The organism is Streptomyces caelestis (assembly GCF_001279005.1).
In the GTDB taxonomy this organism is placed as follows: domain Bacteria; phylum Actinomycetota; class Actinomycetes; order Streptomycetales; family Streptomycetaceae; genus Streptomyces; species Streptomyces heliomycini.
This window is the reverse complement of the sequence record NZ_LGCN01000074.1, coordinates 221,173-247,416: the sequence shown is the minus strand read 5'-3', so window position 1 is coordinate 247,416 and position 26,244 is coordinate 221,173. Positions and strand designations below refer to the sequence as shown.

Here is a 26,244-nt window from a genome sequence, read left to right as displayed (position 1 = left end):
TCGCGACGCGGACGTTCGATGCTCCATGGCAGCCCGCGGACCAGCTTCGTCCGAGGAAAGGAACCAATACCGGTGACGACGTACGAGGTCGAATCGATCGCAACGGTCGTCGGCGGCCACACCCGCGTCCAGGACGATTACCAAGGCGGGGTCCAGTCGGTGATCCGACTCAACGAGGCATACCCCCTCGAAACCCTGCAGGGAATCGACGAGTTCTCCCACCTGACTGTGACGTGGCGCTTCCACCTGGCACAGCCCGAGGACGTGCAGCTCCACGCCCGCAGCCCCAGGGGCAACGTGCGGTGGCCGGCGACCGGAACCTTCGTCCACCGAAACCATCGACGTCCCAACCAGTTGGCTGTCAGCTACCCGAGGCTGCTGAGCGTGGACGGCCGCGACCTTCTGGTGACCGACCTCGACGCGGTCGACGGGACGCCGGTGATTGACCTGGCCCCCTACTTTCAGGAAATGGGGCCTCGGGGTTCCGTCCGCCAGCCGGCCTGGCCGGGCGAGATGCTCACCGACTACTGGCGCGACGCAGCGGAGCGCCCGTAGGCAGGCCTGCCGTAACTCCACGACGCTGCAGCCACTGCGGGTGTACACCACGCTCTGCCCGCGGGGACGCGGAAGGCAGACCAGGAAGTACGAGCGGCCTCGCTGACGCCGCCCTCCCAAAAGAGGTCTCGCGTGAGGGCCGTGCCTCAACTCGAAGCTGTCATTCGATTCTTCCGAGCGCAGCATCGCAGACGATGAACCGCCGTCGGCCTTCGTGTCGGCCCCGGGGAACGCCGTCGAATGCCGGCACATGATGGTGGTCCTTTCGGGTCTCGTCAGAGGCAGGGGAAGCGACTACGCAGAGTGCAGGATCGTGACCCAAACGTCTTTGCCGTGGGCAGTGGACGAGCAGCCGTATCTGTCGCTGAGCGTCTTGATCAGCATCAGGCCGCGACCGCCCTCGTCGTTTTCGCCTGCCGAGACGGCGGCTGGGAGCCAGGGGTCCGGGTCACTGACGCACAGGAAGAGCCCGTCGGGGGTCCGGGTGAGGACGACCTTCACCGGAACTGAGGACTCATCCTCCTTGCGGGCGTGCTGAAAGGCGTTCGTCAGTAGCTCGGACGCAGTGAGAGTGACCCGCCAGTCGAGTTCGGTCAGGCCCCACAGACGGAGGCACGCGCTGACGAGGTCACGCACGCCCGAGACGGCAGCGTCTGTCAGAACGACGTCGATTTCGCATGCTCCGGAACGCGTCCGGACCGCAGCGCTTGTGCCATCTGAAACGGGCTGTTGAGCCCCCATCAGGTCTGCCTTCACGGGGAGTCCCTCGTTCGACGAAATCTCTCCAACCGGCGCCGGATGCGGTGTGTACTGGGGTGGCGGCCGTGAGCAACCATTGAGCCAGGCCGACAGGACCGCGTGCAGATCTTGATTCGGAAACCTCGATCTTCCGTTTCGCGAGCGAGGGACAGCCCATGCCAAGACCCGAGAAGCAATTGACTCCGGACGCGTCCCCGCGTGACTGGTTCGGTCATGAACTGCGGACCTGGCGTAAGGAGCGCAGCCCTCTCACGCACGCCGAGTTGGGCGTGAAGGTGCAGGTCAGCGGTTCACTCATCGAGAAGATCGAGAAGGGGACTGCTACCTGTTCGAAGGACTTGGCTGAGCGCTTGGACGAGGTCCTGCAGACGGGCGGAGTCCTCACCCGGGCGTGGGGGATGGTGTTCGGGCAAACGGAAAAAGCCCGCCCCGAAACGGAAAGTGCACCCCCCCGGCAGGGCGGAGGTGCCGGTTCAGATCCATGAAGGCCGCATCCTGGGTAGAGGTAGCACAACACCTCCGAGCGGGAGCCCTGCCCCTGTGGACCGTCGCGCCTTCCTCGCCACGAGCGGCCTTGCCGCCATCGCCCCCATAGACCTCGTCCACCTCGTGACGCCAGCAGCCCCCCGGGAGATCCCGACTCAGATCCGCCCACGCGAGATCAGGCAGTTGAAGTCGCTGGCCGATGTCATCCATCGTCAGGACAACGAGTACGGAGGCGGCGGCGCGGTGCGAGAACTGGCCCGCGGTGCCATCATGTGGGGTGCCTCCCTGCTGCCGGTGCCCTGCCCCGAGTCCCTGCGGCCTGAACTCCTAGCCTCTGTCGCTCGGTTGGGGATTGTCGTCGGCGCCTCGCAGTTCGACGCGTACGCCCACGACGATGCCCGAGTCAGCTTCCGGCTGGCCGCTGAGTGCGCGGAAGAAGCCGGGGAGTGGCACCTGCGCGCCAAGACGTACTCGTTCATGGCCCGGCAGGAAATCTGGGTCGGAGATCCGGATACTGGCCTGACCCACGCAGAGAAGGGTCTGGTGCGTTCCGACCGACTGACCGCGACCGAGCGTGCCATGCTGCACGCGGCACGCGCCCGAGCCTTCGGCAAGATGCGCGACGTAGCCAACACCCTGCGCGCGGTCGGAGAAGCCGACGCCGCGTTCGAACAATCCGACCCGGCACAGGATCCGCCGTGGATGGCCTACTACGACCACGCGCAGCACCACGGCGACACCGCCCACGCGTTGTTCGACCTCGCGGTCCACGCGGACCAGGACCCCGGGCAGGCGGCCCGCCGATTCGAAATCGCGGTGAAAGGACACGGCAACGCCTTTGCCCGCTCGCGCGCCATCTCCGAGACGAAACTCGCTTCCCTGGTAATGGCCAAGGGCGACGATCCGCGGCACGCGGTCGTACTCGGCCACCGAGCGCTGGATGACGTCGGCAAGCTGACCTCCTACCGGGCCGCCGAGGACCTGCGGGAACTCGCCCGGTTCGCAGGCCGGCACCGGAACCTCTCCGAGGCCAGCGACCTGCGCGAGCGCATCGCGGCTACGGTGCGGGCGTGACTACTTCGCCCACGCCGACCCAAGCCGTACTTGAGGAGGCGTGCCTCGCAGCCGGCCTCGACGCGACCAACGCCCAACCGATACGGATCGCCGAGAACGCCATATGGCGTCTGCCCGGGGGAGTGGTGGTGCGAATCGCCCGGCCCGGACAGTCTGCCGCCGCAGCGCGCGAGGTTCAGGTCGCCCGCTGGCTGGCCGCCGAAGGCGTGCCCGCCGTACGCGCCCTTGACCTGCGGCAGCCGGTAGTAGCCAGCGGGCACCCGGTGACGTTTTGGCAAGAGCTGCCACCACACGAAATCGGGACCGTCACCGACGTCGTCGTTCTCCTCAAGCAGCTGCATGCCCTGCCGAAGCCAGGCCTGCCACTGGGTGAGTTGGACCCGTTCGTCCGGCTGGTTGAGCGCATCGACGCAGCGATCACAATTTCTGACGATGACCGGCTGTGGTTGAAGGGCCGGCTTGAGGATCTCAAGCAGCAGTGGGCTTCGAGGCCGAAGGGCCTGCCGGAATGTGTAGTCCACGGGGATGCATGGGTCGGCAACGTGGCGCGCACGGAGGCCGGCCCGATGTTGCTCGACTTCGAGCGCGCTTCATTCGGCCCCCCGGAGTGGGATCTCGTATCGACCGCGGTGAAGCTCACCACGACCGGCGCGGTGTCTGCGGAGGAGTACGCCGCGTTCTGCGAGACCTATGGCGCTGACGTCACGGAGTGGGAAGGGTATGAACTCCTGGCTAAATCACGCCAGTTGCGTATGGTGACTTACGCCGCGCAGCACGCTGCCAGCCGCCCGAAGTGGCGGCGCGAGGCGCAATACCGCATTGACTGCTTGCGCGGCCGGGCCGGGGCGCCGCCGTGGCGATGGAAGGGGATCATGTAGCCCACTACCAGCTACTCGCGAGCAGCAACTCGTTTTGTGGCGCAGCTTTGACGCTCGTGCCCCATCAAGGTGGGGCACGGAAACGCTGCACTTCCAGTGGCGCCCACCGGACTAGAGGATCCTTGGATGACGAACCCGAGCATGTCGAGAACGGACGGCAGCCCGATGAATCGTGATGCGGGCAAACAGCCTTTAGCTGCCGATGAGCCAGGCGGTGCCCAGTGGTGCGCACCAGGGGCCTCGTGCTGCACGGGGCCTGCGTTGCCGTCGAGCACCCTCAGCGTGCCAGCAGGAGCGTCAGTGACACAACAGGGGCGGAAGGCATAGCCGACGATCGCCGGTTAGGAAAACCGGCGATCGTCCGGATGCTTGTACCCCGTTGGTCGAATGAAGCCACAGGATCTCAACGCCGGCATCGAACAGAGGGCGTCAGCGAAGTGTGGACTGCTCGCTCCCCGGCTCAGAGGAGACCAGACCTGGCGGAGGAAGGTGGCATGTGCCGTGGCCGCTGGCTTGAGTTGCACTCCTTGACAACAATGATTGCGCTGCACGCCAAGGACACAGTGATGTGAGTCTGGCACAGTGAAGCGATGGCATGTGAGTGAGCTCGGACCGGCCGGGCTGTGTCCTTGCAGATGGTGTACGTGCAGCCTGCATGGCAAGGCATGGCGCGCCGCCCCAGGCGCACGGCTTGTCGGCGTGAGCACCGGCCGGTCGTCTCCCGGGCTCAGCTGTGGATTTGGTGCGGAGTGGACGGAGGGGGACGTTGTCGACTGCGCTCGGTCCGGATGACCCGGAGCGCCTTGGCGGATACTGGCTTGCCGCTCGGCTCGGTTCAGGTGGCCAGGGAGTGGTGTACGAGGCGTATGACGCACAGGGGGCCAGGGTCGCGCTCAAGGCCCTGCACCGCGGCGCCGAGCCGTTCGTGCGGCAGCGTTTCGGTCGCGAGGCCACGGCAGCGCGTCAGGTCCCGCCGTTCTGCACGGCTCGTATCCTCGACGTCCACGTTCCCGGCACCCCAGTCGGTCAGGGGAGCGATACGACAGCCGGGAGTGCCGGCGAAGCCGTTCCCTTCATCGTCAGCGAGTACGTGGCAGGTCCCACACTCGCCGCCCAGGTCCGGGACAACGGTCCGCTGGACCCTGATGCCGGGCTGCGTCTTGCCACTGGAGCGGCAACTGCGCTCGCCGCGATCCACAGTGCCGGTGTGGTCCACCGTGATCTCAAACCGGGCAACATCCTGCTCGGCCCGGACGGCCCGCGCATCATCGACTTCGGTATAGCCCTCGCACCGGACATGTCGGTCACGGCGCCCGGCGCCCTGATGGGAACGTTCGGCTATATGGCTCCCGAGGTTCTCTCAGGACAACGGGCCACACCGGCGTCCGATGTCTTCGCCTGGGGCGCGGTCGTGTTGTACGCCATGAGCGCTGACGAGCCGTTCCGTGGTGCTCATATCGGGGAGGTCGCTCACCGTACCGCTTCCCTCGATCCCGACTTGTCCAAAGTGCCCGTGCGTTTCCGCCCCCTCATCGCCTCCGCCCTCGCAAAGGAACCACAACATCGGCCTACCGCACAGGAGCTGCTGCTCGGTCTGATCGGTGAACTGCCGAAGGCTGCCGATCCGCGCCGTGCCTTGCTGCGGGAAGGTGCGCGCCAGGCAGTGGCAACGGACACGCTCACCGACACCGGGACGGCTGTTCTCCCGCTCGGCGACCGTGCCGAGGCGGCGTTCTCCGCTCTCGGCTCCGCCGCGCAACTGGCGGCTCGGGAAGTGCTGTTGCGCACGGTCGTCCCCGGTGACGCGTCCGACGGCTCGCAGGACTCCGTACGCACGGTCGACCGGCCGGAACTGTACGAGCGGCGCCCGGAGTCCGAGCAGAGGTCGGTGAGGGAGGCAGCGGACGTCCTGACGGCGGAGGGCATCCTGGAGACCGACGAGGAGGAATCGGTACGTCCCGTCAGTGCGGCCCTGATACCGGCCTGGCGTCGGCTGCGGGAATGGGTCGACGACGAACGCGCCGGTCTGTCGGTCCACCGCAGGCTCGGCGAAGCGGCCCGCGGTTGGCAGGCTCATGGTGAACACCCTGACGACCTCCTGCGTGGCACCACACTGCGCACCTGTCTCGACTGGCTGGCCACGGCGCCTTTCCACCTGCGCCCCAACCCCTTGGAAGCGCGCTTCATCGTGACGGCCCGCACCGCGGCCGCGCGCTCGGTCCGCCGTCGCCGCCAACTGCTCGCCGGCCTCGCCATGTTGACCGTGTTCGCTCTGCTTGCCGGCCTGTTCGGCTGGTTCCAGGCACGGGAGAGCCGGAACCAGCGGGCCGCAGCCGAACTGCGTCGTGCTCAGGCGGCCGCGCGATCGGTCGCGCAGTCTGCGGAGAGTCTGCGCGGCAGCCGGCCCGACACGGCGCTCCTGCTCAGCCTCGCGTCGTGGCGGGTCGCACATACGCCGGAGTCCCGGGCGGCGCTCACGGCGGCCGCGTCCCAGCAGCAGACGGCCGTGATCGATCTGCCTCAGCCCGCCCACGGCATCGAGGCGACACAGGTCCTGCTCGGTGGAGGTCGGAGCCAGGTGACCGTGACCCCGACCGGGTCCAGCATCTGGGATCTCAGCAAAGGCAGGGAAGGGGCGAGGAATCCTGTCGCCACCTTCGACGGAAGTGTGGGCATCGGGCCGGCCGAACCGCCCAAGGTCGTGGCCAGCCGGGACGGCCGTCTGCTGGTGGTGCCGACGAAGTCGGGGAAAAGGACCGCGTACCGGATCGTGTCCACCCGGGACGGGCGTCCCCTTGGGAAGCCGGTGGCCGACCCGGGCGGAAGCTTCCTCCCCGACCAGTTGACGGACAAGGGGGACGTGCTCTTCAGCAGCCCGAGTGGAGATTTCCGACTCGTCGGCAGTTCCGGTGAGCCGATCGCCTCCTGGTCCGAGGAGGGGAGCATCTCGGTCGTCTCTCCCGACGGGAGGTACTACGCGACATGCGTCCCCGAGAGCCAGGAGTTCACGGAAGTATGGGCGATCCGCCCTGGGACTCCGGACGGCGTTCGCTACGCCTTCAGCGTCGACGCCGACCCGTCCGAGGCCATCGACTGCTCATCGGACATCGACTTCAGCTCCGACGGCGGCCGCGTGGCGCTGAAGTACAAGGGCCGCGTGACCGTGTGCCCCACGGCCGTCGGCGGCGAGAAGTGCAGTGACGTGGACATCGGCGATTCGGACGTCACAGGGCTGAGCAGCAGCGGCACATACGTCCTCGCCTACTCCTACAACGGTCGGATCGAGGTCTTCAGCAGTGACGGCGGGCCCGCCCTCTTCCGCCGGGCGGGCGTGGCACAGGACGACGACGAGGGATGGCTGACCGATCAGGTGATCCTCGACGAACGGGCCAAAGCTCTCGTGTACCGGTCGCTGCAGGGGAATCAGATACTCCGGTTCGATCTGACTGCGGCTCTGTCCGCAACGGGACGGCCTCCCACTGGTGAAGGCGCGACGGTATCTCCCGACGGGAGTGTAGGCATGTACCGCACCGGTTACCCGAATCCCAGGTTCCAGCACCTGGTCGACATGCGCACCGGTGCGAAGCTCGGCCCGGTGATCCGCCAGCGCATCCCGGAGTTCGATGTGCCGGACGTGGACCAGCGCAACGCGCTGTCGGCCGATGGCCGCCGTCTCGCCTTCATCGACTTCGAGGGGCCTGGGCTGAAAGGGCTGTCCGTCGTGGTGTGGGACATCGACCGCGACCGGGAGCTGTACCGCGTTCCCGTGCCCGAGGGTCGCGTCGTGCTCGGTCTGTCGATCGCTCCCGACGGCCGCCACGTGGCGGTGGGGCACCACGATCCAGGTGTCGCGTCCGGGAAAGGCGGCACCATCGAAGTCTGGGACGCGCAGGAACACCGACGTGTACACCAGTTCGCGAACCTGGACGGCCATGGCGTCTTCAGCCCTGACAGCCGGCTTCTGGTCACCACGCGCGGAGACATCCTCGACCTGACGACCGGCCGTACCCGCCGCGTGGGCTTCGACCAGGAACGGACCAGCGACCTCGCCTTCTCGCCGGACGGCGGGCAACTCGCCGTGCTGAAGGGATCCGGCTGGGCGGAGGTGTGGGACGGCGCCGTCCGCAGACGCCTCGCACGCATGCCGCGCGGCACGGTGCAAGACGGCGTCAACCCCCGTGGCGACTTGTATCACCCGACCTTCTCGGCCGACGGCACACTGCTCGCTGCTTCCATCAGCGACAGCCACGTGCAGATCTGGGACGTATCTGCACATCTGGCCTTGGGCGGCCCGATCGATCCGACCGCTACACAGATCGACGCCATGGCCTTCGACGGTGATGTGCTACGGGTTCTCAGCGGTACCCGCGCCCACGCTCTGGATCTGAACCCCGACCGTCTCATCAGCACTGTCTGCCGCAAGGCCGGCCGTGACATCACGCGTGAGGAATGGCGGAGCTACGTTCCGGATGTGCCTTACCACAGCGTGTGCTGAGGCAATCGCCGGGGGCTGGGATGCGCCGGGGACGGACCTAGGGGTGGACACCGACGCCTCCTCCGGCGAAGAAGGCGCCGTGATGGCCGTGCTTGGGCTTGCCATCACGCTTGAACGCGGAGAACGGGCGAGGGTAATGACGCCCCGAAGGCCTTGGATCGTTCGGCTGTCAACGGTGAGCTGGAGCAGCAGCCCAGCGGGTCATCGGTCCCGCGCGGGCAGTTTCAGTGGCACACCTGCGGATTCGATGTTCCGGTCCTCAGTCATCGCGGCTAGTTGGAGCCGGCTCGGCGGGCGAAGTGACGTTCCCGGACATTCGCGGAGATGGAGGTAGTGTCCAACAGGGCCTGCTTCGAGCAATGCTCAAGACCTGTGGATCATCTCGGGGAGGACGTACCTTCCCGTGTGATTGATCGATAGGTCACCGAGCAAGACCGGTGTTCGCAGCACCGGCCGGGAAGGCACGTCCGTGCTCAGCGTAGTGAACGACGACGGCACCACCAACGGCTCCTCCCTGATCGACGAGATCGTCCGGGAGGGTGCGAGAAGGATGCTGGCCGCCGCATTGGAGGCCGAAGTCAACGCCTACATAGCCGAGTTGGCTGATGAGCGCGACGACAAGGGGCGCCGCCTGGTGGTCCGGAACGGCTATCACCAGCCCACACAGGTCACCACCGCAGCCGGCGCGGTCGAGGTGAAGGCGCCGCGGGTCAACGATAAGCGCGTCGATGAGGCCACGGGCGAGCGCAAGCGGTTCTCCTCCGCGATCCTGCCGCCCTGGTGCCGCAAGAGCCCGAAGATCAGCGAGGTTCTTCCGCTGCTCTACTTGCACGGCCTGTCCTCGGGCGATTTCGTACCCGCGCTGGAACAGTTCCTTGGAAGCTCGGCCGGGCTGTCCCCTGCCACGGTCACCCGGCTGACCCAGCAATGGCAGGCCGACCACGCCGCCTTCATGGACCGCGACCTGACGGAGGTTGACTACGTGTATTTGTGGGCCGACGGCATCCACCTCAACGTTCGCCTGGAGGAGGCCAGAGCCTGCGTGCTCGTCCTCGTCGGGGTGCGGGCCGACGGCAGCAAGGAGCTGGTCGCGCTCAAGGACGGCTACCGTGAATCGGGCGAGTCATGGGTGGACCTGCTGCGCGACTGCGCCCGCCGGGGAATGCGTGCCCCGGTCCTGGCGGTCGGCGATGGGGCTCTCGGCTTCTGGAAGGCTTTGTCCGAGCTCTTCCCCGCCTCCCGGCATCAGAGGTGCTGGGTTCACAAAACGGCCAACGTGCTCAACGCTCTGCCGAAGTCGGCCCAGCCCGGCGCCCGCAAGGCACTTCAGGACATCTACAACGCCGAGGACCTTGACCTCGCAGCCAAGGCGATCAAGACGTTCGCCCAGCTCTATGGCACGAAGTTCCCCAAGGCCGTCAAGAAGATCACCGACGACGAGGCCGAGCTGCTGGCGTTCTACGACTTCCCTGCCGAGCACTGGATCCATCTGCGGACGACCAACCCGATCGAGTCCACCTTCGCCACCGTCCGCCTGCGCACCAAGGTCACTCGCGGGGCCGGCTCCCGCACCGCCGCCCTGGCCATGGTCTTCAAGCTCGTCGAGTCCGCTCAGCAGCGGTGGCGAGCCGTGAACGCACCCCACCTCGTCGCCCTCGTCCGTGCCGGGGCCCGCTTCGAACGCGGACAACTGGTCGAGCGCCCCGCCACCGTCGCGGCATAGGGTCTGGTGCACCATGACCGACCACCACACCTACGGCACCAGCACCCACACCGCCGACGAGCTGGCCTGGCTTGTCAGCGACCGCCTCGGGCTGGTCTTCACCGAGCGCGACAGCGATTACCGGGGCGTCTACCATCTCGCCAGCAGCCCCAACGGACGGATCGAGATCCAGCCCAACCCCATCCCCGGCGACGACGGCGAAGACGACCTCTACGCTCCGGAACACTCGTCGGCCCAGGTGCTGTTGCTCACCACCACCACCCCGACCCCGGACCCCGCCCTGCACGCCCGCCTGGGCTCCCTCGAAGGGCTCATCCACCTGAACCACGAGACTGCGTGAACAGCTACTGATCCACAGCTTTTGACAATTGCTCACATGTGTGTGTCGACGGGCAGTGGTTCCCTCATGGATCTCACCCTAGCCGGTATCCCGTTGGTGACCAGGGTCTTCGATAGCGTCCGTGAACTGGCCCGGGCGCAGGGGCGCTGGCCCTGAACAGAGGCGGTTCGTCATGAACCTAGTGGTTTTCGGAGCCGGCGGTCGGGCGGGGCGACAGGCTGTCGCGGAGGCACGATGACGCGGACACGAGGTCACCGCGGTGGTGCGCGACCCTGCGGGCCACCGTGACCTGGCCGACGTGAGGGTCGTGGCGGGCGACGTCACGGACATGGCGAGTATCAAGCATGCGGCCGCTTCGCATGACGCCGCCGTCAGTGCCGCCGCGGACCTGTCCGTGCCACCGCACGAGTTCTTCACCGCGTCGTCCCGTGCCTTGGCGGCCGGTCTGGCCGGTGCGGGCGTGCACCGCCTCGTGGTGGTCGGGCTCACACCGGTCTTGCTCGGTGCGTCCGGCGTTCCCCTGATGGACGAGCCGGGCTACCCGAATGAATACCGCTCCTTCTTCCTCGGCCGTGCGGCAGGCCTCGACGAACTGCGGAAGTGTGATCTGGACTGGGTCTATGCGGCCCCGGCGGGCGATTTCGACCATGAAGGCGTGCGCACCGGCCGGTACCGGATCGCCGAGCACGGTGATCAGGTCAGCCGGATCACGTACGCGGACCTGGCGGTCGCACTGATCGACGAGATCGAGGCGCCCCGCCATCACCGGGCCGCCATCAGCGTACGGGAGGCGTGACACCCGAGGTTCACGGCAGTCCGGACCGTGGGAGCTGTCGACACAGAGCAGTCACATCCGTGAACTCGCCGGGACGCGCGTCGCACAGCGAGCGGCCGCGGGAATGCCTGAGCCGAATGAAGGGGACATGCCGTCGTCGGGCGATACCCTCTCGGGGTGACTCAGCGACCCCTACCCGACGAGCGGCGGCCCGCGAACGACGGACGCCGGGTCGCCGCCCGTAATCGGGCCGCTCTCGTCGCTGCCGCGCGAGAGATCTACGCGGAGTACGGCCTCGACGTCCCGTTGTCGGCGATCGCACGTCGGGCCGGAGTGGGGCAGGGTGTTCTGTACCGGCACTTCCCCGACCGGGCCGCCGTCGCCACCGCGGTTCTGGACGAGAACGTCGGTCAGATCGAGCGGGCAGCGGCGGCGCCGGGCGCGGACATCGCCCGTGTCCTCGGTGTGCTGACCTGGCACCAGACCCAGTCGACAGCCTTCATCAACATCCTGCACGCCGACGGGACGGCCAACCGCTCAGGCATCCCCGCGTACGCTTCGGCGCTCTCCGGGCGGGTCGAGCGGGCCCTGCGGGCGCTTCTGCCGGACGGTCACCGGCTGGCGGCGGAGGAGGCCGATCTCATGATTGCTGTCGCCATGGTCTCGGGTGCCGTCACCGGCCCCACTCGTGAGCTGCGGGAACACCGGGCACGCGCCGCGTGGCGACTGCTGGGTGTCGAGGTGGGGCCGGTGCGGCCCTTCGACGGTGACGAGGGCGGTCAGCCGCCGTTGGACTGACGGACGCCCTTCGCCAGTGCGTCGAAGGTGTACAGATAGCCTCCGGCGGGACCGCTGACGGTCATGTACGCCTTGGTCCCTCCGGGCGTGATGGCCACGTTGGTCGCCGACTCGAGCCCCTCGGCGGCGCGGGCCGGGACCTCGATGGTCGCCAGGCGCTCGCCGTGCCGGTCGTACACCGCCATGGCGGGTCGGCCGTGCAGGGCCTGGTAGAGGTTGCCGTCCGCGTCCACGGCGATCGAGTCGGTCTGCGCGATGCCACCGTTCACCCGGATGGCGGTGTGCTGGGACGCCACCTCGCCCTTGCCGTCGAGGAGGAGGTAGGAGACTCGGTTCTGCGTGAGTTCGCTGACCCACAGTCCGCGGTACTCCGTGTCGAACGAGATGCCGTTCGGTGCCGCCAGTTCGTCCGCCAGGACGGTGGCGTTCTTCCCCTCGCGGTCGATCCGTATCACGCGTCCCTTCGCCTCGCCCTCGGACATGCCGCGCGAGTCGCTGACGTACAGGTTGCCGTCCCGGTCGAAGGCGAGGTCGTCGGGGTTCATCGGTGCTCCGTCGACCTCTCCCGAGAAGAAGGTCCGCGGGTCACTGCCGTCGGGGGCCAGGCTGACGATCTCGCCGTGGGAGAAGTCGGTCAGGTAGATGCGTCCGTCGTAGGGGCTGAACTGGGCCGAGGTGTAGGTGCCGCGGTCGTCGGTGTGCAGCGGACGCGACGTCTTCCTCCTGACATCGACCCGCAGCACCTTGGGCTCGCCGGCCGGTGCGGTGACATCGACGACGAGCAGGTTGCCGTCCGCGTCGAAGGCCGGGCCCTCCAGCAGGGTCATGCCGGTCTCGGGGTGCACCTTCGTCAGCCGCATGACCTTCTGGGCGCGGACGGTCCTGTCCGCGCCGCCGGCGGCCGCGGGGGCCACGCCGGCATTGCTTGTCTGTGTACCGCACCCGGTGAGGGCCAGCAGGCCGATCGCGGCAAGCCCGGTGAGGGATCGGATCGGGAGTCGTCGCATGGGGGTCACTCTTCCTGTCCGAGGTGTGCGGAAGCTCTCTCCGCCTCAACCGGACAACACTGTCCGGTACTTGCTACGGTAGTGCATGCCCGCCCAAGTCCGTTGACCACGAGACCACTTGGCGGACAGGGCGGCTTCCTGGCAGTGCACCGGAAGAATTGAGGTCCCCCCACATGACGAACCCGGCAACGTTGTCCTCCGAGGAACTGGCCGAGCTGAGGCGGCGCTACCGCATCGAACGGGAGCGACGGGTGCGCCCCGACGGCAGTCGGCAGTACCTTGCCGCCGACGCCGAGTTCGGCTACTACGCCGACGATCCGTACGCGCGGGAGACGGAAGAGCGGGAGCCCCTGCGCGACCGGGTGGACGTCGCGGTCATCGGCGGCGGATTCGGCGGCATCCTGGCGGGCGCGCGATTGCGCCGGCGGGGCATCGGGCGGGTCCGCGTCCTGGAGAAGGGCGGTGACTTCGGAGGGACCTGGTACTGGAACCGGTACCCGGGCATCCACTGCGACATCGAGTCGCACGTCTACCTGCCGATGCTCGACGAGACCGGGTACGTCCCGGAGTGGAAATACGCTCCCGGGGAGGAGATCCGCCGCCACGCGGTACGGATCGCGGAGAAGTTCGACCTCTACGCGGACGCCGTGTTCTCCACGGCGGTCACGTCCTTGACCTGGGACGAGACCTCGCAGGCGTGGATCGTCACGACCGACCGGGGCGACAAGTTCCGGGCCACCTACGTCGTCACGGCGACCGGCACCATGTCCGAGCTCAAGCTCCCCGGCATCCCCGGCATCGAGAACTTCAAGGGGCACACCTTCCACGCGTCGCGCTGGGACTACGCCTACACCGGCGGCACCCCGGACGGCGGGCTGACCGGCCTCGCGGACAAGCGCGTGGGCGTCGTCGGCACCGGCGCCACCGGCATCCAGGTCGTCCCGAAGCTGGCCGAGGACGCCGGACACCTCTACGTCTTCCAACGCACCCCTTCCACCGTGGACGTGCGCGCCAACCGCCGCACCACCGCCCGGGACGTCGGCGCCGACCACGACGGCTGGGCCCGCGAGCGTCGCGACAACTTCCTGCGCATCACCTCCGGCGAGCCCGCCGAGGAGGACCTCGTGGCGGACCGGTGGACCGCGTCGGCCGGCCTGCTGGAGAAGCTCCTGCCGAGCTTTTGCCGCCCGGCGGACCGGCAGGCCTTCGAAGCGGTCTACGAGGTCGCGGACGCCGTCAAGATGAACGAGGTCCGCGCCCGCGTCGAGCGGATCGTCGCCGACGCGGACACCGCGGAGAAGCTCAAGCCCTGGTACCGGTACGCGTGCAAGCGCCCCACGTTCTCCGACACCTACCTGCAGGCGTTCAACCGCGACAACGTCACCCTGGTCGACACCGCGGACACGCACGGCATCGAGCGGATGACCGAGCACGGCGTCGTGGTCGGCGGCACCGAATACGCACTCGACTGCCTGGTCTTCGCCACCGGGTTCTCCGTCGGGGTCTCCGGTGTTCATTCCGGCAGACTGCCCGTCAACGGCCGGGGCGGCGTCCAGTTGCTGCACGCCCTGGCGGAACGAGGACCGCGATCCCTGCACGGGTTCACCAGCAACGGCTTCCCGAACCTGATCCAGCTGGGCGCCACGCAGAGCGCCAGCAGCGTCAACTACACGCATGTGCTCGACGAGCACGCCGTGCATGCCGCGGCGCTCGTCGCGGCCGCCGAAGCCAAGGGCGCCGTCATCGAACCGTCCCGGGAGGCGGAGGACGCATGGCTCGCGGTCATGGCCGAGGACGCCCCCGACCACGAGTGGTTCCACGCCGAGTGCACACCCGGGTACTACAACGGTGAGGGGCGCGGCCGGCCGAACGCACCGCTCGCCTATCCCCATGGCGCGTTCGCTTTCCACGACCTCCTGAAGCGCTGGCGCGAGGAGTCCATGGACGACGTCCTCGTGGCACGGAAGGCCGCCGAAGCCTAGGGGCACACACCGCAACGCGGTGCGATCCGGGGTCCGGCCGCTGCCGGCCGGGCCCCGTCCGGAGCGTGGTCCGTCATCGGGTGAGGTGCCGCGCGCGCTCACGACGCGGCACCTCGGTACCCCGGTGAGCGTGACCGGCACCGTGTCAGACAGCGGACCAGCCGTCGTCGACGGGCAGGATCGCGCCGTTGATGTTGCTCGCGGCGTCCGAGGCGAGAAACAGGATCACTGAAGCCTGTTCCTCCGGCTGCGACACGCGACCGAGGTTGACGAAGTGCGGGCCGAGCGCCGCCGGACCGTGCGCCGTGCGGTCGGCTTCCACCGAGATGGCGGTGGCGGTGCCGCCGGGGCAGACGGCGTTGGCGCGGATGCCGCTCCTGCGGTACATCACGGCGAGGGACTTCGTCAGGCCCACCACGCCGTGCTTGGAGGCCGTGTAGGCGGCGCCCGCCGCGCTGCCGCGCAGGGAGGCCTCGGAGGCGGTGTTCACGATGGCGCCGCGCCCCGCGGCCAGCATGTGCGGCAGCACGGCGCGGGAAAGCAGGAAGGGCGCGGTCAGGTTGACCCGGATGACGCGTTCCCACTCGGTGTCGCTCACGTCGGCCAGGGCCGACATGCTGTCCATGATCCCGGCGTTGTTCACCAGGACGTCCACGCCGCCGAACCGCTCCACCGCCGTCGCCGTCACCCGGTCCACGACGGCCTGTTCGCTCAGGTCGCCCGTGACGGCCACGGCGGTGCCGCCCGCCTGCTCGATCTCCTCGACGACCGTGTCGGCCCTCTCGGCGTCGAGGTCCGCCACCACGACGCGGTCACCCTGCGCGGCGAAGGCGAGCGCGGCCGCGCGGCCTATGCCCGATCCCGCTCCGGTGACGATCACGCTGCGCCCGTTCAGATCGCCGGTCATGAAGTGCTCCGTCCAAGAAGTGCTGTGCTGCGGACTCGTGTCACACCGCGCCGGCACCCTACCGTTTTTGTCTCTGAGAGACATAAAGTCTTGGTGGAGAATGTGCAGGTCATTGACGACTGAAGCCGGAGGGGCAGATGACCGCAGCCCGCGGACGGACGGGGCGCCCGCCCCTGACCGAGGAGCGCAAGGCCGCCGTCCGGCTGGACATCGCCCGCGCCGCGGTCGACCTGTTCATCGCCCAGGGCGTCACCGCGACGACGGGGGAGCAGATCGCAGAGGCGGTCGGCGTCTCGGCACGCACGGTGTGGCGGTACTTCCCCACCAAGGAGAGCTGCGTACGACCGCTCTTCTCGTCCGGCATCGACACGATCGCCACCACGCTGCGACAGTGGCGCCCCGGCGAGCCTCTCCAGGAAGCCCTCGACCAGGTATGGTCCACCGGCGCGGTCCTGCCCGGCCCGGACGTGGGCGCCCTGCTGCGGCTGACCCGGACCGAGCCGGGCCTGCGCGCGGTCTGGCTGCAGACCCATGACGAGGCGGAACCGGCCTTCGCACGCGCCCTCGCCGAGCGGGCCGGACTGCCCGCCGACGACGTACGGCCGGCCGTCTGGGCCGCCATGTTCAACGCCGCACTGCGCGCGGCCGTCGAACACCACGCCTACCGGGCGACCGAGCCGGGTCCCGATCCCGCGGCCGCGCGGGCCGATCTCGCGGAGACCCTGCGCACCGCCCTGGCCATCGCGGCGGCGGGCCTCACCTGAATCGCCGAGGCCCGCCTCCGCTCTCCTCCCGCGCTTCCGACGGACGCGGTCAGCCTGCCGACGGCTTACGGCCCTCCAGCGGCTTCCAGCGGGAACGCAACGCGTGCGCGGCGGTCTTGGGACGTCCAACCCGCGCGCCCGCCTCCTGGACGGCCCCGACTGGGACGCGGTCGAGGAGGACGTGCCGGCCGGGCTGAGCCTGGACATGCCCGTCGAGCAGCGCTTGGCGGAGCCGGTACGTGGCCTGGACACCGGGTGGAAGCAGCTCGTCGAACGCCTGGAAGAGGCGGGGCCGGCGGCGAAGGCGTCCATCGAGGCGGCCGGTGACGGGCGGGTGAAGCCGAACGTCGACAAGCTCGGCGCGCTCGGCGAGCCGAAGTCGCTGACCCGGCTGCGGGGGCGGATCGAGAAGATGCTCCCGAAGATCGACCTGCCGGACCTGCTGTTCGAGGTGAACGCCTGGACCGGCTTCCTCGACGCCTTCGTCCACCTCGGCGACGGCACCACCCGGATGAAGGGCCTGCCCACCTCCATGGTCGCGCTCCTCGTCTCGAAGGCGTGCAACATCGGCCTGGCCCCGGTGGTCAACCCCGCCCACGAGGCCCTGACCCGGGCCCGGCTCGTGCACGTCGACCAGTACTACCAGCGGGCCGACACCATCGCTGCGGCGAACGCCGCGCTGATCGCGGCCCAGGCCGACGTCCCGATCGTGCAGTTCTGGGGCGAGGGGCTGCTCGCCTCCGTGGACGGGCCGCGCTTCCAGGTGCCGGTACGCACCATCAACGCCGCCCCGTCGTCGAAGTACTTCGGGTTCAAGCCGGGCATCACCCGGCTCAACGCCGTCAATGACCAGGTTGCGGGCATCGGGCAGATGGTCGTCCCCGGGACCCCGCGCGACTCCCCGGACATCCTGGACGCCCTGCTGAACCTCGACGGCGGAGTGAAGCCGTGCGGACACGTCGACCACCGCGACCGCGGATGCTCACACTCCTTGAGGAACGACTCCATCCCACGAACCAACGAATTCCGCCCCATGGCCGACCGACTCCCACGACTGATGCTGACAGTTTGCTGACCGCCAGGCATCCAGAACGTCACTGACGTGCGGAAACGCTGATGGAGTTCGCTGTGTGGCGGAACTTCATCGGACGCTCGCACGAGGACATCGTGCAGGCGCGCGAGGACTGGACGACGGGGACCCGCTTCGGCGAGGTCCACGGATACGACGGGGCCCCACTGCCCGCGCCGGAACTGCCGAACGCACCCCTGGAGCCGCGGGGAAGGGTGCGCCGACCCACGGAAACGCGGGTCCTGAACCACGGGGCCCACGATCGCTGCCGCGTCTGTTCGGCGGCGCGGACATCCCACGGATCGGGCCTTCGGCTCCTGCCTCCCGGGCTCCGCGTGACGGAGGGGCACCGGGGGCGGACCGCCGAGCCGCGTCAGCGCCACGGCCGCATCGGTCCGGTGCATCCGACTCCTCACCACCAGGTTCCGATCCGGCGTCGACCGGCGCAACAGCGGTGTGAGCACTGCGGGCGGTGGTCGTGACGCACCGCCCGCGGCCGGCCCCCTCCCGCGTGCGGTGCCTCACCACGGTGGGCCACTTGGCATCTTCACCCGACTTCACCGGAGCCCGTCCCGAGCAGCTGAGCTCGTTCCGCTTCGACGGACACCATCGGTGTGGTGGCCAGGCCGTGGGGGTGACCTCGTGGTCGGCGGGTGCGCGGTGGCCGAGACCGCTGTGCAGCCGCCGCAAGGTGGAGCGGCTCCCGGTCCACTCGAAATGTCGCGGTGCGAGCGGCGGCCCGGCCGGGCCGGGCCGGCAACGGACGTCGACCAGCTCGCTTCTCAGGGAGCGGAGAACGACTCGGCCGACGCGTTGCCGTAGCCGTCCGCGGCAGACCCGACCGACGCGGAGGCGCCGGCCTCGGCCGGTCGCTCCGTGCGGCGAACGGACATGTGTCGCCGAACACACGTCGACCCGTTTCCAGGAACGAATAAGGAAGTCGGGACTGCCACAGAGCTGCGGACGCATTGGATCATGCTTCGACGACGCCGCCGCGGAGAGCTTCCGGGCCCTGTTCAAGGAGGAAATCGGCACCCGTGCCCGGCCCGACCGGGCCGCCGCCCACGCCGAGGTCTCCTCTTCCTCGAGACCTTCCGCAGCCGCCGCCTGCGCAAGCACCGAGCTTTCGGCTGCCCGGTCCCGGCCGGAACCAGGCAGCGGCATCAGCACGTACCCGCGGCACAACGCTCACGTATCCGCGATCACGGGGAAACTTCCCGCTCGGCTTCCACCCGGTTCGCGATGTCCTCGCGCAACCGCTTCTTGTCGATCTTGCCCGTGCCGGTCAGAGGCAGTGCCGGCACCCTGACGACGCTCTCGGGCAGTTTGAACGGGGCCAGTCCGCAGTCTTCGAGGAAGCGGCGGATCTCCCGCAGCGTCGCAGAGCCCTCCTCGCCGTCGACGACGTACAGGCACACCGTTTCGCCCAGGACCCGGTGGGGCATCGGGACGGCGGCGGCGGCGCGCACACCGGGATGCCTCTGGACCAGAGCTTCCAGTTCGCCCGCCGGGATCTTCTCGCCGCCGCGGTTGATCACGTCCTTGACGCGTCCGACGACCACGAAGTCGCCCGAGGGACGGCGGTGGACCAGGTCACCGGTGCGGTAGAAGCCGTCGGAGGTGAACGAAGCGGTGTCCGTGTCGCCGTGGTAGGCCGTGATGACGCCAGGCCCCCGGGCCAGAAGCTCCCCCGTCTCCCCGTCGGCGACGGGGCGGCCCCGGCCGTCCACCACGAGAGTCTCGTCACCCGGTGAGACGGGTCGCCCCTGGGTGGAGAACACCACCTCCGGGGGGTCGTCGAGCCGGGAGAAGTTCAGCAGTCCCTCGCTCATTCCGTACACCTGCTGGATCCGGCAGCCGAAGGCGTCGCCGAGCTGCCTGGCCGTCTGCTCGTCCAGGCGGGCTCCGCCGACCTGCAATACCTCCAGGCTCGACAGGTCGGGCCCGTGAGAGGCGGCATGCACGGTGAGCCACTGGCGGGCGACCGCAGGGGTCAGCGCGCAGTGCGTGACGCGTTCCCGCTCGATCAGCGCCATCGCGCCGGCGGGATCGCCGGGTGCGCCGAGCACGGCCTTCCCTCCGTGGACGAGCGCGCCGAGGATTCCGGGGTGGCCGAAGGCGAAGCTGTGCGTCACGGGCAGGACCGCGAGGTAGACCGAGTCCGGTGTCAGCGCCGACGCAGCCGCCGAGGCACGGATGACATGGCCGAACGCCTCGTGCGTACGGGGGATGGGCTTGGGCGCGCCGGTGGTGCCGCTCGACAGCAGGAACAGGGCGGTGTCCGAGGGGCGCCGGGGCCCGCCCGCCACGGGGGCCGCCTCCTCGGCCGCGGCGAACTCGTCGAGGTCCAGATGGCCGCGCGCCGGGTCGACGCCGCCGGAGACCAGCAGGCTCCGCACGAACGGATGGCGCTCACGGAGTTCTTCGGCGAACCGGAGGTGGTCGAAACGGGCTTGCCGAACGGGCACGGCCATCGCTGCCGGACGTACCGAGGACAGCACGGGAGCGAGTTCGTGTTCGCGCAGCGTCGGCGGCGCGAGGACCGGACGGGCGCCGAGCCGTATCAGGGCGAGCACGAGGATGACGAGCTGGGGCTGGTTGGGGAGTTGTACGAGTACGTTCTCGCCGGGGCGCGTTCCGCAGCGCGCCAGACGGGCGGCGCAGCCTGACACCGCGGCGTCCAGTTCGAACCCGGTGAGAACCCGGCCGTCGCCGACGAGTGCCGCACGGCGGCCCCGGTGCCCGCGGGTGTCCAGGACCAGTTCGTCCAGCAGGTCCGGGGACCACCAGCCGCGGCTCCGGTAGTCCGCCGACAGCCGAGGGCCCGCCCCGTTCCCGCCCAAGGCGTCGGCGAGCTGCCGCAGCGTACGGTCGTGCTCGCTCCAGAGGTCGACGCGGGCGCCGAGTCGTTCGGAGAACTCGATCTCCAATTGCGTGATGTCGACCGAGTCGAGTCCGAGATCGGCGCGCAAGAGCGCGTCCTCGCGCAGAAGTTCCTGTGCGATGCCCAGCTCGGAGAGGACTCTTCGCACGTCGTCGATGTCCGGCAATCGGCTCTCCTCAGGGGGTCGAGAAAACCTTCCGGTGGGGGAACACGGCCGCCCTCTTGCGGGACCGCGAAGAACACGACGGGGACGGCTCGGACAGAGGGTGTCACCGGCGGCGGGACCGCTCGCGTCCCGAACCCGTGTCCGTGCGGCAGCCCCGGGGGCCGAGGGCTCAGGGCCGCCGCGTCCGGTGACCGGCCGCGGCCTCAGACGAGGGTGAGCGTCGTCGTTCCGGTCGCGTCCGTGACACCGGTGGACGGACACCGCAGCAGTCCCGGCTGCGGAAGGACGATGACCTGGGTCGCCGGGCGGCCCCGGAAGCGGCCCTGGACGACGGTCCCGGTGAACGTGGTGACAACCTGCCCGGCGATCGCGGTGCTGCTGCCTGCGGCCTCGACGACGCCGGTGTCGCCGGTGCTCCACGTGAAGGTCCGAGGACCTTGGAATCCGCCGAGGAGGTCGTTGCACCCCGCGTGGAGGGTGAACCGCTCCCCGTACGCACCGCTCATCACCTCACCCGCGCCGTCGACGCACGATCCGAGACGCCCGTCGGTGGTGACGTCGACGTCCCGCGGTGGGAAGGTGATCCCCGGACTGTAGGCGACGGACTCGGTTCCCTGGCACTGCAGCACCGCGAGTGATTCCGCGCGGGCGGGCCCGGCGGCCGGTGCGCCGGTGCAGAGTGCGGTGACGACGGTTGCCAGGACCGCCGGGCGTGCTCGTGATCTCATGACGGACATGAGGCGGCCTCCTTCGGGGTGAACCGTGTGATAGGGCTGATGCCCGGCAAGCCTGTGCGTGAGACGAGCGCGCAGGAGCAGTGAGGGGGTACGCGAAGCCCCGCGCGCCGCCCCGTGAGGACCGCGCGCCGGGCGACGCCCCCGCTCGTTCGGTTCGCCCCTTGCCGTCCGGGACGCGGACGTGAGTCAGTGGACCGTGCGTGCGCGCGGCGAGCGGGACGCGGGCGGTCTTCGCGACTCCCCGGAGCGCCGCGTCGGCTTCGGATCTGGAGGACGATGCATCCACGGGAGAGCGGCACTCTTGCGGTACCGGGCGCCAGGCTTCATTTCGAAGTGCGCGGGGAGGGAACGCCGGTGCTGCTCATCGCGGGCGGCAACTCCGACGCGGCCGTCTTCAAACGCCTGGCCGACGTCCTGGCCGCGGACCACCGCGTCATCACGTACGACCCGCGCGGCAATTCGCGCAGCCTCCTCGACGGTCCGCCGACGGACCAGCGGATCGAGGAGCACGCCGACGACGCGTACCGCCTGCTCGATCACCTCACCGGGCCCGGTGAATCCGCGTACGTCTTCGGGAGTTGCTCGGGCGGTCTCGTCGCACTCGAACTCGCTGTCCGCAGCCAGGACCGGGTCCGTCTGACGATCGCCCACGAACCGCCCGCGATGGGACTGCTGCCGGACGCCGAGGAGTATCTGGCGTTCTTCGACGACGTCCACGAGACGTTCCGCCGCGAGGGCGTGGCGGAGGCCCTGCGCAAGCTCCAGTTCGTGTTCGGCGACGGGCCCGCGCCGACGCTGCCCGAGGCCCACGACAACACCGCGTTCTTCCTGGCCCACACCGTCAGGCCGGTCACGCGCTTCGTCCCCGACCTCGGCAAGCTGGAGGGGGTGGCGGACCGGATCGTCGTCGCAGGCGGTCGCGACTCGCGCACCCACGCCGTCCACCGGCCGGCGGTCGTCCTCGCGGAGCGGCTCGGCTGTGAACGGAAGCTGTTCCCCGGCGGCCACGTCGGCTACGCGAGACACCCGGCCGAGTTCGCCAGGCGACTCGTCGGGCTGTTCACCGCGCCGTCCGGTGCGGTGACTTCGTTCCGCACCGGTGCGGGAGGCTGACATGCGCATCGTGATGGGGGCGCAGAACTGTGGTTTCGGTCCGGCCTCCGAACTCGTCGCGGTCTCCCGGCTGCTCTCCGACCACGAGCGGGTGTTCGTCGGCAGCGGTGTGGCGGCGACGTTCACGCGTCGCAACCCGGACGCCTTCGACACCATCCGCGAGATCGAGGCGACGCGCGGAAGGGCCGGGGCGGAGTTGGTCGACGACCTGCTGGAGACCGGCGACCAGGTGGTCTCGGTCATGGACGCCGACCTCGCCCTGCGGTCCGTCATCGCGCGGCGTCCGGTGGTCATGGTGGACAGCCTGTTCGGTTTCTGGCGGCTCGGAAGGCCGTTGGCCCGGATCCGCGACCTGTGCGCGACCCTGCCACGTTCCTCCTACGTCGCGGCGGACCGGCATCTGGCCGCGCTCTCCTCGCATGAGCGCGTCGTCGCGGCCCATCTGCTCGCCACGCACAGCGTGGTGCAGAACTTCCCGGGCGTCCCCGAGCGCGCGGCCGAGTTCGCCGCTCTCGGCGCCGGGTCCGCGATCCACCTGACCGGCCCGATCATCGACCTCGAAGCTCTGAGGAACACCCCGCTCGACGCCGAACCGGAGTACGACTTGCTGGTCAACGTCGGCGGGTTCAAGAACTTTCTCCTGGACTTCGACGTCAACAACGACTACCTGCGGCTGCTTCACCACTGGATCCCCGACCTGCTGCGGGACTGGCCCCGGTTCTCGCGCGTCCTGGTCTGCGGCGGCCCTTTCGACGGGCACCGCGAACGGAGTGTCTCGGTCGCCGGCCGGCGGGCCGACTGCCGTCTCCTGCCACAGCGCGACCTGCTGCGGGCGGTGGCGAGCACGCCCGACTACCTGCTCGCCCCAGGGCTCACGGCACTCCACGAGTCGATGGTCCTCGGCCGGTTGCCGCTGGGGATCCACGAGCAGCACTACGCGCACGTCTACACCCTGCGCCGTCTCGGCGGCACGCTCTTCGGCCGGAACGCCGGCCGGTTCGCGGACGTCCTGCCGCACCACCGGCTGCCCGAGGACGACCTCGCCGGGACGGCGGCCCTCGTGGAGATCGCCGGCCGCGTGCAGGAGGACGAGGAGCTCTACAGCGTGTTCCGCAGAACGTTCAACGAGCGGATCGAGCACTACGTCTCGCTCACCCCGGCGCGGCGGCGGCACGGCGTCGAGGAACTGCGCCGACTGCTCGGCGGTGAGCCGGTCCACGAGGTACTGGCCAGGATCCTTCCCCCTCGGGGCAGCGAGTGACCGGCCGACGGCGCCCGGCCCGGCAGTCGGCCTTCCCGACACCTGGAGACGGATTGCATGCCTCTGAGGAACCCGCCCACGCCGACTACCCCGCTCTCAGGAACCGGCTGCTCGGCCCCCTGCGCGACCGGTTCCTGACCACGGACCAGTTGTGCGAGGCAGGCCGCATCATGTGCGGCCGCCCCGAGTCCCTGTCCCTCTACGGCATCCCCGCCCCCGAGATGGACGCCCGGGGGATCCGCATCCCGGGCCGCACCGCCGTCGAGTGCACCAAGGACCCCCACCCCGTAGCCGTCGCCGGCGTCATCACCGACATCGAGGCCACCGCCCCCGCGGCCGACGGCGAGGCGATGGTCGTCGATCTGTTCTGCGGTTCCGGAAACATCGGTCACCACCTCGGCCGCTGCCTGGACCGCCCTGTACACGCCTCCGAACTCGACCCGGTCGTCCACGAGGCCGGCCGGCGCAATCTGGACCGTGTCGGCTCCACCGTTCGTCTCCGCCATGCGGACTACCGTGACTTGCTCGGCGCGCTCCCCGCCCGCAGCGAGCGCGACATCTACATCGTGGAGCCCTCCTGGGGCCAGGCCTTCACCCCGGAAGGTCTCGACCTGACCCGTACCTCACCCCCGGTCCCCGAGATCATCGGGCACATCCAGCGATCCCGCGACCACGTGCCGTGCCTGGTGGTGGTCGAGACCAGTGACCGCGTCGTTCGCGGTTCCCTCGACACCTGGTGCGGGAACGCGGTCCACCTGCGCACACTCGTCCCCAAGCCGTTTCCACCCCATCGCACTGGCTCACGTTTCCACCTCTACCGCCTCGGTGGGAGCCGGTCCCCGGCCGTGCGGGTCAGGGAGGACAACGGTCCGGACGCCCGGCAGCCGCGGGCGCAGGCCGCTGAGGCGGGCGACGGCGAGCATCGCCAAGAGCGGCTGCCTCTCGGGTGATATCGGCGTAGAGGCGGAAGAGGGCGGGGCGGGCCTCGCCGTGGTCGCGTTCGTGCAGGGCCGCCCAGCATCGGGCGATGAGCTTCCGGGCCTGGGCGCCGGGCCAGGGCTGTGGCAGGAGCTGAGGCGGCAGCAGCGGGTCGGGCTCCATGACGCGGGTGAGTTCGGCGGCCAGCTCGACGACGATGGTGAGAAGCGCGGCCGGGGAGAGTTCGACAGGGCCGGTGAGCCGGGCGAGGCGGGGCCGGGCGATGCGGCTGAGGCGGCGGTAGCGGTCGGCGATCTCCTGCAGAGGCCACAGACGGCGGGCGAGTCCGGCAGGCTCCCGGGTGTCGCCCCTGCGCAGGTCCGTCGTGGTGAGGAGGGTGAGCGCGTCGTGGGCGCCGAGGCGGTGGGCCGCTTCCTCGACGTACGGTTCCCATGTGTTGGCGCAGACGTACAGTCCGCCCTGGAGCGGGGCGCCGCCGAGGCGGACGAGCGTTTCGCGCAGGGCGTCCCGGGCAGTGCGCGCCGATTCGGGCACCGCGAAGGCGGCCAGGTGCCAGACCCCGTCCCAGGGTGCGAGCCCGGCGTCCTGTCGGAACGCGTGCCGCAGGAAGTCCGCGTTGGGGGCGAGGGCGCGCATGGTGTCCGTGGTCGCATGCAGTTCCGCCTTGCGGCCTCGGCCTTCGTGGGTGAATCGGCCTTCGGTCACGAGGCGTTTGACGCACAGCCGTACCTGCTGGTCGCTCATGCCCAGGGTGTTGGCGACGGTGTACAGCTCGTCCGCGCCGACGGTGCCGTCCTCGCGGATCAGCGCGTGGACGAGCATGCGGGTGGGGACCTCGACGTGGTCGGTGTCGGCGTTCACGGTTCCCTCACCCCTCCTGTTCCGACCGGGCGGTGCATGGTGGTCACCGCGCCGAATCCGAGCAGCCCGCGCAGGTAGGGCGTGTGCTCGGTCCGTACGGCCGTGAAGCCGCGCCGCTCGTACAGGGCCCGGGCACGCGGGTTGGTGTCGATCACGTCCAGTCTGATCTCCCGGCAGCCCTGCTCCGCCGCGACGGCGGCCACTTCCTCGATGAGCAGGCTTCCGACGCCGAGGCCGCGCATGTCCGGATCCACGGCGATGCCGTCCATGACGAGTTGCCCGGGCACCGGGTGACGTTCGAACAGGGCGAGGAGCAGGAGTCGGTGCAGTCCTCGCAGGTGCCCGTAAGCGCGCAGCACGGCGCCGGCCGATCCTCCGGTGAGGGCCCGCCCGTCGTGGTGGTAGCCGGCGAGGCCGACGAGCCGCCCGTCGAGGAGTGCGCAGACCGCTCGATCGGTGTTCAGGTGGGCGGCGATGAAGGGCACCGCCTTGTCCGCCGGGTTCAGGGCGGGACCGAGTTTGCGGCCGAAGGCGTCCCAGTACAGCTCGGCCGCCCGCCGCTCGGCTCCGGCCGGAACGTCCCGCTGCACCGTCACCGGTCCGGCCCCGGGGCCTGTCGCGTCCAGTGCCATGCCGTGCCTCCTTCCTCTCTGGAACCGGAACTTGAAACT

The 26,244-nt window shown here is 69.5% G+C and carries 20 protein-coding genes and 3 pseudogenes; 16 read left to right on the top strand and 7 right to left on the bottom strand.

Translation table 11 applies throughout. The annotated features are described in order from the left end of the window. Window positions 1-72 precede the first annotated feature (72 nt). A complete protein-coding gene (locus ADK41_RS07945; RefSeq protein ID WP_030827389.1) occupies window positions 73-555 on the top strand; it encodes an SAM-dependent methyltransferase in 483 nt (160 codons plus the stop codon). A gap of 294 nt (window positions 556-849) precedes the next feature. Here the strand turns inward: ADK41_RS07945 and ADK41_RS07940 are convergent, their stop codons facing one another. Next, the gene (locus tag ADK41_RS07940; protein ID WP_030827385.1) at window positions 850-1,311 is read right to left on the bottom strand and encodes an ATP-binding protein; all 462 of its coding nucleotides are present in this window, start codon (window positions 1,309-1,311) and stop codon (window positions 850-852) included. Between the two features lie 158 nt (window positions 1,312-1,469). On the opposite strand from ADK41_RS07940, the gene ADK41_RS42945 reads away from it, so the two are divergent. The 8 genes and pseudogenes from ADK41_RS42945 (at window position 1,470) to ADK41_RS07905 (ending at window position 11,883) form a co-directional block, all read left to right on the top strand. Continuing rightward, window positions 1,470-1,799, top strand: a complete 330-nt coding sequence (locus tag ADK41_RS42945; protein ID WP_234318804.1) for a helix-turn-helix domain-containing protein — start codon at window positions 1,470-1,472, stop codon at window positions 1,797-1,799. Between the two features lie 55 nt (window positions 1,800-1,854). After that, the gene (locus tag ADK41_RS07935; RefSeq protein ID WP_030827383.1) at window positions 1,855-2,874 is read left to right on the top strand and encodes a hypothetical protein; all 1,020 of its coding nucleotides are present in this window, start codon (window positions 1,855-1,857) and stop codon (window positions 2,872-2,874) included. After that, a complete protein-coding gene (locus ADK41_RS07930) occupies window positions 2,871-3,752 on the top strand; it encodes an aminoglycoside phosphotransferase family protein (RefSeq protein ID WP_030827380.1) in 882 nt (293 codons plus the stop codon). The genes ADK41_RS07935 and ADK41_RS07930 overlap by 4 nt, the downstream gene beginning before the upstream one ends. Before the next feature lie 766 nt (window positions 3,753-4,518). Further along, window positions 4,519-8,247, top strand: coding sequence for a protein kinase domain-containing protein (locus tag ADK41_RS07925; protein ID WP_158717672.1), 3,729 nt, complete (start codon window positions 4,519-4,521; stop codon window positions 8,245-8,247). A 469-nt stretch (window positions 8,248-8,716) separates the two neighbouring features. Beyond that, a complete protein-coding gene (locus ADK41_RS07920) occupies window positions 8,717-9,970 on the top strand; it encodes an IS256 family transposase (RefSeq protein ID WP_030827374.1) in 1,254 nt (417 codons plus the stop codon). A 13-nt stretch (window positions 9,971-9,983) separates the two neighbouring features. After that, window positions 9,984-10,310 carry a hypothetical protein gene (locus ADK41_RS07915; RefSeq protein WP_030827371.1) on the top strand — a complete coding sequence of 109 codons (327 nt, stop codon included), beginning with the start codon at window positions 9,984-9,986 and terminating at the stop codon, window positions 10,308-10,310. A 253-nt stretch (window positions 10,311-10,563) separates the two neighbouring features. Further along, a pseudogene (locus ADK41_RS07910) lies at window positions 10,564-11,106 on the top strand (NAD(P)-dependent oxidoreductase); the annotation flags it as partial. A 156-nt stretch (window positions 11,107-11,262) separates the two neighbouring features. Then, window positions 11,263-11,883 carry a TetR/AcrR family transcriptional regulator gene (locus ADK41_RS07905; protein ID WP_030827369.1) on the top strand — a complete coding sequence of 207 codons (621 nt, stop codon included), beginning with the start codon at window positions 11,263-11,265 and terminating at the stop codon, window positions 11,881-11,883. Here the strand turns inward: ADK41_RS07905 and ADK41_RS07900 are convergent. After that, window positions 11,865-12,890, bottom strand: a complete 1,026-nt coding sequence (locus ADK41_RS07900) for an SMP-30/gluconolactonase/LRE family protein (RefSeq protein ID WP_030827366.1) — start codon at window positions 12,888-12,890, stop codon at window positions 11,865-11,867. The two genes, ADK41_RS07905 and ADK41_RS07900, sit on opposite strands and share 19 nt — an antisense overlap. Window positions 12,891-13,063: 173 nt before the next feature. On the opposite strand from ADK41_RS07900, the gene ADK41_RS07895 reads away from it, so the two are divergent. After that, window positions 13,064-14,872: a flavin-containing monooxygenase gene (locus tag ADK41_RS07895; protein WP_030827363.1), complete on the top strand. Its 1,809-nt coding sequence runs from the start codon at window positions 13,064-13,066 to the stop codon at window positions 14,870-14,872. A gap of 145 nt (window positions 14,873-15,017) precedes the next feature. Here ADK41_RS07895 and ADK41_RS07890 read toward each other — a convergent pair whose 3' ends face one another. Beyond that, entirely contained in the window at window positions 15,018-15,779 is a 762-nt protein-coding gene (locus ADK41_RS07890) for an SDR family NAD(P)-dependent oxidoreductase (RefSeq protein ID WP_030827360.1), read from the bottom strand. Between the two features lie 137 nt (window positions 15,780-15,916). Here ADK41_RS07890 and ADK41_RS07885 point away from each other — a divergent pair, with 137 nt between their 5' ends. The 3 genes and pseudogenes from ADK41_RS07885 to ADK41_RS42940 all read left to right on the top strand — a co-directional run. Beyond that, on the top strand, window positions 15,917-16,543 hold the full coding sequence (locus tag ADK41_RS07885; protein WP_030827356.1) for a TetR/AcrR family transcriptional regulator: 627 nt from the start codon (window positions 15,917-15,919) through the stop codon (window positions 16,541-16,543). A gap of 124 nt (window positions 16,544-16,667) precedes the next feature. Continuing rightward, window positions 16,668-17,492: pseudogene (locus tag ADK41_RS07880) on the top strand (Tn3 family transposase); the annotation flags it as partial. Between the two features lie 170 nt (window positions 17,493-17,662). Then, window positions 17,663-17,833: pseudogene (locus ADK41_RS42940) on the top strand (pirin family protein); the annotation flags it as partial. A 981-nt stretch (window positions 17,834-18,814) separates the two neighbouring features. Here ADK41_RS42940 and ADK41_RS07875 read toward each other — a convergent pair. Continuing rightward, a complete protein-coding gene (locus ADK41_RS07875) occupies window positions 18,815-20,662 on the bottom strand; it encodes an AMP-binding protein (RefSeq protein ID WP_234318803.1) in 1,848 nt (615 codons plus the stop codon). 203 nt (window positions 20,663-20,865) lie between these two features. Further along, window positions 20,866-21,399, bottom strand: a complete 534-nt coding sequence (locus ADK41_RS07870; RefSeq protein ID WP_030827349.1) for a hypothetical protein — start codon at window positions 21,397-21,399, stop codon at window positions 20,866-20,868. A 354-nt stretch (window positions 21,400-21,753) separates the two neighbouring features. Between ADK41_RS07870 and ADK41_RS07865 the strand changes: the two genes are divergently transcribed. Genes ADK41_RS07865 through ADK41_RS07855 form a run of 3 tightly spaced genes read left to right on the top strand, consistent with a single transcriptional unit; the run spans window position 21,754 to window position 24,723 of the window. Next, complete coding sequence (locus tag ADK41_RS07865) at window positions 21,754-22,512, top strand: alpha/beta fold hydrolase (RefSeq protein WP_234318802.1); 759 nt, start codon at window positions 21,754-21,756, stop codon at window positions 22,510-22,512. Window position 22,513: 1 nt separating this feature from the next. Then, window positions 22,514-23,773, top strand: a complete 1,260-nt coding sequence (locus ADK41_RS07860; protein ID WP_030827343.1) for a hypothetical protein — start codon at window positions 22,514-22,516, stop codon at window positions 23,771-23,773. Window positions 23,774-23,826: 53 nt separating this feature from the next. After that, window positions 23,827-24,723 carry a class I SAM-dependent methyltransferase gene (locus ADK41_RS07855; protein ID WP_051843184.1) on the top strand — a complete coding sequence of 299 codons (897 nt, stop codon included), beginning with the start codon at window positions 23,827-23,829 and terminating at the stop codon, window positions 24,721-24,723. Here ADK41_RS07855 and ADK41_RS07850 read toward each other — a convergent pair. Together ADK41_RS07850 and ADK41_RS07845 are read right to left on the bottom strand one after the other, a co-directional pair. Then, window positions 24,626-25,534 carry a PaaX family transcriptional regulator C-terminal domain-containing protein gene (locus ADK41_RS07850; protein ID WP_234318819.1) on the bottom strand — a complete coding sequence of 303 codons (909 nt, stop codon included), beginning with the start codon at window positions 25,532-25,534 and terminating at the stop codon, window positions 24,626-24,628. The genes ADK41_RS07855 and ADK41_RS07850 overlap by 98 nt on opposite strands. A gap of 35 nt (window positions 25,535-25,569) precedes the next feature. After that, window positions 25,570-26,205, bottom strand: a complete 636-nt coding sequence (locus ADK41_RS07845) for a GNAT family N-acetyltransferase (RefSeq protein WP_030827333.1) — start codon at window positions 26,203-26,205, stop codon at window positions 25,570-25,572. Between the last annotated feature and the right edge of the window lie 39 nt (window positions 26,206-26,244).